Origin of the sequence: Acidocella sp. (genome assembly GCF_013044125.1) — a bacterium.
In the GTDB taxonomy this organism is placed as follows: domain Bacteria; phylum Pseudomonadota; class Alphaproteobacteria; order Acetobacterales; family Acetobacteraceae; genus Acidocella.
In genome coordinates, this window is record NZ_JABEVC010000137.1 from 1 (window position 1) to 5,252 (window position 5,252).

The following is a 5,252-nucleotide window of genomic DNA, read 5'->3' on the forward strand; positions in this document are numbered from 1 at the left end:
CAGATGATCTTGATGCCGGGGTCGAACCCGGCTTTGGCGACGCGCCTGGCGGTGAGCATGGCGGTGAGCGCGCCAAGCGGGCTGAGAGCATGGGCCAGAATGCCGCGTTTGGCCCAGAAGGCGGGCGTTTTCATGGCATGGCGGCCAGGATCAACCCGGCCAGCCGGGCCGGCAGGTTCTCCGCCACGCTGAACGCCGCCTGCGAGGCGGCCCCGGCGGCTTGCGCGGCGGCGGGATCGTCCAGCCAGGTCCGCGCGGCGGCGGCAAGGCCCAGGGCATCCGCCACCTCAACCAGTGCGCCCGCATCGCGCAGCCGGGCGGCGGCCTCGACAAAATTTTCATTATGCGGCCCGGTGATGACCGGGCGGGCCAGCAACGCGGGTTCGATGACATTATGCCCGCCAAAGCCCGCCAGCGAATTACCGATGAAGGCGAAGGGCGCGGCACGGAAGAACAGCCCGAGTTCGCCCAGCGTGTCGGCTACATAAATTTTGCCCGGCTGCGGGGCCTCGCGCAGGCTGCGGCGCGGCGCGGCGGCCAGGGCGGCGACCTGCGCACCGCGCTCGGGGTGGCGCGGGGCAATGATGGTGACCAAATCCGGATGGGCTTCCAGCAGGGCTTCATGCGCTTGCAGGATGAGAATTTCTTCGCCGGGATGCGTGCTGGCGGCAAGCCACAGCGGGCCGGGGATCTCGCGGCGCAACGCGGCCAGGGCGGCGGCATCCACCGGAAGTTTGGGCGCAAAGAACTTCAGATTGCCCCATTCCAGCACATTGCCCAGGCCAAGGGCGCGCAGATTGGCGGCATCACCCGGCGATTGCGCGTGAACGGCGCGAAATCCGCCAAGCAGGCGCATGGCCAGTGGCGGCAGCCACCGCCACCGGGCGGCCGAACGGGCGGAGATGCGCGCGTTGATGAGCAGGCGCGGGATGCCCCTGGCGTCGCAGGCGGTGAGCATGCCCGGCCAGATTTCACTCTCCACGAACACCGCCGCCTCCGGCCGCCAATGCTCCAGAAAGCGCGCCACCCAAACGGGATGATCCAGTGGCACAAACTGATGGCGGGCAAAGCCGGGCAGGCGCCCGGCCGCCAGCCGCGCGGAGGTGAGGGTGCCTGTGGTGAGCAGCACCTGCGTGCGCCCTGCCAGCGCGTGGATCACCGGGAGGACTGACATAGTCTCCCCCACGCTGGCGGCGTGGAACCAGACGAGCCTGCCCTCGGGGCGGGGCAGGGAGGCAATGCCAAAACGCTCGTTCAGGCGGGCCGGGTCCTCCTTGCCCTTGTCCACCCGGCGCGCAAGCATGCGGCGCAGCGCCGGAGCGGCGAGGCGCATGGCGGCGTTGTAGGAGGGCAGGATCATAGCAGCTCCGCCGCGCGGTCCATCACGGCGTTAAGCGCGCCAGTGACGGCGGGAACACCCGCCGGCCAGTCATCCCGCGCAACGGTAATCGGCGCGCCGCAGACCAGGGCGCCACGGCCAAAGGGCAGCGGCAGGCGCATTTTGTCCCAGGAGTCGAGGGTTTTGGCGCGCGAGGTGAGGGCGCCGCAGGGCAAGATCTGCCCCCCGCTGAGGCCGGCAAGCTGGGCGACGCCGGGAGCTGCAACACGCCGTGGGCCGCGCGGGCCGTCAGGCGTGAGGCCCACATGCATGCCATTGGAAAGAGCCTTGATGAGCCCGCGCAACCCCGCCGCGCCGCCGCGCGAGGAGGAGCCAGAAACCAGGGCGATGCCCATATGCTGCACCGCCTGGCCGATGAGCTGGCCGTCACGGTGCTGGCTGGCCAGCACCACGGCCGGGCGGGTCATGCCCAGGCGTTTGGCGCGCAGCCAGAAAATGGGCATCGAAGGGAGCGATTCGTGCCAGAACACCACGATGAGAGGCTTGTCCCCCGCCATCAGGCGTAGATGCGACTCGCCCTCCACCCGCCAGCGCAGCGTGCGCGCGACCAGGGTGAGGTAACGCGCGGCAGCCCAGGCGATGAACGCCTGGGCCGGGGCGGATTGATAGAACTTCTTCACATTCGCGGCGGTAGCATTAAGCGGCGGCAACGCCAACCGGGGCGGCCTGGCGGGCCGCCCCGGGCGCTCTACAGATCCTCGATCTGGCGGGCCGTGCCGTCCAGCAGGTCGGCGATCCTGCGGACCGTGCCGCTGGCCCGGTCGGTGTTTTCCAGCTTCAGCCGCAGCGCCGTGCGGAGGTTTTCCATCGCCCTTATCACTGGTGGCGCCATCTCGCGCGGTTGCGCCGCCGCGATGCGCGCCAGCAGCGAGTCCACGGCCGGTTGCGCCTCGGCGAGGCTGGTTTTGCCCTCCGGGGTGATGGAGAACAGCTTGCGGCTGCCCTCGGCGGCGCTGGCTACTTGGCCAAGCTCGTCGAGCATCATCAGAGTCGGGTAGATCACCCCGGGGCTGGGCGCATAGGCGCCGCCGGAGAGGTCCTCGACCGCCTTGATGATCTCATAGCCATGCCGGGGCTTCTCGTTGATCAGATGCAGCACCAGCAGACGCAGGTCGCCATGTTCGAGCAACCGGGCCATGCGCCCGCCGCGCCCGTGCCGGGGGCCGTGCATGCCGCCGCCGCGCATGCCGCGGCCGCCGCCGTCACAATCCGGGTTGCGGGCGAAGCGGCGTTCGCCGCCGCAGCGGCCGCCGTGGTTAGATTGGTCTTGATTACAAAATCGCATTTGTCTTCTCCTTGTTAGACTGTAATTAGATATATCGAATTACAGTCTAATTCAAGACAAAAATTGCGGCCTTCGCTAAATAGCGGGAGAGCCCGGCTTACGCGGCGGCTTAAGCCGCCGGTTGCACCAGGGATTTGAGCTGCCCGCATGCCGCCAGAATATCCTGTCCGCGCGGGGTGCGGATGGGCGAGGCGTAGCCGGCATCCATCACGATGCTGGCGAATTTCTTCAGCGCGGCCGGGGTTGAGGATTCGTAGGTGCTGCCCGGCCAGGGGTTGAAGGGGATCAGGTTCACCTTCGCGGGCAACCCGGCGATGAGATGGACCAGCGCCCTGGCGTCGGTCTCGGAATCGTTGATGCCCTTGAGCATGATATACTCAAAGGTGATGCGCCTTGCGTTGGAAGCGCCGGGGTAGCGCTTGCAGGCGGCTATAAGGTCCTTGATCGGGTATTTGCGGTTCAGCGGCACCAGCTCGTCGCGCAGATCGTCGCGCACGGCATGCAGGGAGACCGCGAGGTTGACGCCGAGTTCCGCCCCGGCCTTGTCCATCATGGGGATAACGCCGGAGGTGGAGAGGGTGATGCGCCGGCGCGAGAGGCCGATGCCCTCGCCATCCATCACGATCTTCATGGCCTTGGCGACGTTCTCGTAATTATACAGCGGCTCGCCCATGCCCATCAGCACGATGGTGGAGAGCAGGCGCGGCGTTTCGCCCTTGGGGCTGGGCCATTCCTTGTAGGCGTCGCGCGCGGCCATGAACTGGCCGACGATTTCCGCCGAGGAGAGGTTGCGTGCAAGTTTCTGCGTGCCGGTGTGGCAGAAGCGGCAGGAGAGGGTGCAGCCGACCTGGCTGGAGATGCACACCGCGCCACGGTCTTCCTGGCGGTCGGGGATATAGACGGTCTCGACCTTCTCATTGTCGCGGAAGTTGAAGAGGAACTTGCGCGTTTCGTCCTTGGAGAGCTGGTCCAGCGCCACGTCCGGCCGGCTGACGATAAAGTGCTGGGCGAATTTTTCCTGCAACGGCCGCGCGATGCTGCTCATGGCGGAAAAATCGCGCACGCCCTGATGATAAATCCAGTGCCAGAGCTGCTTGGCGCGGAAAGGGGCCTCGCCCACCTCGGCGACAGCCGCGAGCAGCTCCTCACGCGAGAGGCCCACAAGGTCGCGCCGGCCATCGGGCAGAGTGTTGCCGGGCGGGGCGAACAGCGCGGCCTTGGCGAGAATCCGTTCGGCGTCGCCGGGCAGCAGCAGATCGCTCATGGGCAAGCCTTGATGATGGCGCCGTACGCGTCGGAGAAGCCGGTGAGAGAGAAAACATCCGTCACCGGATGGCCGTGCGGGCCGGTGGAAACGGCTTGCGCGGTGGCGCCGTTCCTGAAGGCGGCGACGGCCTCGCCCCCCGAGGTGGTGAAAGCGGTCCCGCCCTGGGTGTAGAAATCAACCTTGGTGGCGCCAACGGTAAGGTTTACGGTGGGCTTGGGCGGGTAGGTGTACCCGGCGCTCAGCGTCACCTCGTCCCGGCTGCCGGTCCGCTCGGTTACGGTGAGCATCACCGGCCCGCGCGATTTCCAACTGGGCGTGGAGGTTTGCGCATCGGTGAAGGCATAGCAGACCTTGGCGCTGCCGGTACCGTAGGCCGCGGCTGTCCAATCGCCGAATTTGCCGCCGTTGCTGCCCAGCGCCACCGGGCCGTCAGCCGCGGCTGCGATTGCGGGGATGAGAAAGAGGAGTGCTGCGCCGAGGTTTTTCATGCGCCTGACATAGCGTATGCACCCCCCCCGTCACAAGCGCGGAAAATGGGCCATGCGGCGCGGCGGCTACCCGCCGCCGGGCAGCGCCATGGTGGCCAGGCTGATGAGCGCGCCCAGAATAAAGCCGACCAGCGTGCCGTTGACGCGGATGTATTGCAGGTCCTTGCCGACGCGCAGCTCCAGCTTGCGGGTGATGGTCTCGGCATCCCATGCGCCGACAACGCGGCCGATAAAGGCGGCCAACTCGGTCTGTGCGGCGGGGAGCAGATTGAGCGCCAGCGTCTCCACGGCGGCGTTCACGCGCGCACGCGCGGCCTCGTCCTTGCCCAGCACCTCGCCGAGGCCGGCCAGTGCGCCCTCGATCACGCTCACCGAGCGGCCGTGCGGGGCGGCGGCATCGGCCTCCAGCGCGCGGCGCAGCCTGGCCCACACATCCCAGGCCCAGGCCTGCACTGTTTCATGTGCCAGCACGCCCTGCATCGCGCGGCCAAGTTCAGCGGCGCGCGCGGGGTCGGTTTCCAGCCGGGTGATCTCAAAGCGGACCCATTCGTCAAAGGCGTCGCGCATCTCGGAACTGTCCGGGCTGACGCGCTCCAGCTCGGCGTTAACGGCGGTGAGCACCCGTTTGGCCACAGTGGCGCCAAGCGCCCAGCCGACGAGCCGGCCGCCCTGTTCACGCACCCGCTCCTTAATGGCGGATTGCAGAACCTCTTCGCGCGCCACAAGTGTATCCTTCAACTGGTTGAGGATAAATGAAAACACCTCCTGGTGCCGCCCGCCCTCCACCAGCCCGCCCAGCGCGCGCGCCACCAC

Annotated in this window: 6 protein-coding genes; all 6 read right to left on the reverse strand. The window is 67.6% G+C overall.

Annotated elements, in window-relative coordinates; genetic code table 11:
• Window positions 1-130: 130 nt before the first annotated feature.
• Window positions 131-1,360: a 3-deoxy-D-manno-octulosonic acid transferase gene (locus HKL97_RS08835; RefSeq protein ID WP_291424474.1), complete on the reverse strand. Its 1,230-nt coding sequence runs from the start codon at window positions 1,358-1,360 to the stop codon at window positions 131-133.
• Window positions 1,357-2,019 carry a lysophospholipid acyltransferase family protein gene (locus tag HKL97_RS08840; protein ID WP_291424476.1) on the reverse strand — a complete coding sequence of 221 codons (663 nt, stop codon included), beginning with the start codon at window positions 2,017-2,019 and terminating at the stop codon, window positions 1,357-1,359. Before HKL97_RS08840 ends, HKL97_RS08835 begins: the two co-directional genes overlap by 4 nt.
• A gap of 68 nt (window positions 2,020-2,087) precedes the next feature.
• Window positions 2,088-2,684: a PadR family transcriptional regulator gene (locus HKL97_RS08845; protein ID WP_291424478.1), complete on the reverse strand. Its 597-nt coding sequence runs from the start codon at window positions 2,682-2,684 to the stop codon at window positions 2,088-2,090.
• Window positions 2,685-2,793: 109 nt separating this feature from the next.
• Window positions 2,794-3,948 (reverse strand): 23S rRNA (adenine(2503)-C(2))-methyltransferase RlmN, encoded by a 1,155-nt coding sequence (gene rlmN / locus HKL97_RS08850; RefSeq protein WP_291424480.1) that lies wholly within the window; start codon window positions 3,946-3,948, stop codon window positions 2,794-2,796.
• Window positions 3,945-4,439 carry an invasion associated locus B family protein gene (locus tag HKL97_RS08855; protein WP_291424482.1) on the reverse strand — a complete coding sequence of 165 codons (495 nt, stop codon included), beginning with the start codon at window positions 4,437-4,439 and terminating at the stop codon, window positions 3,945-3,947. The genes rlmN and HKL97_RS08855 overlap by 4 nt, the downstream gene beginning before the upstream one ends.
• A gap of 66 nt (window positions 4,440-4,505) precedes the next feature.
• Window positions 4,506-5,252, reverse strand: a 747-nt coding sequence (locus HKL97_RS08860; RefSeq protein ID WP_291424484.1) for a DUF445 domain-containing protein, incomplete at its 5' end; no start/stop codon positions are given.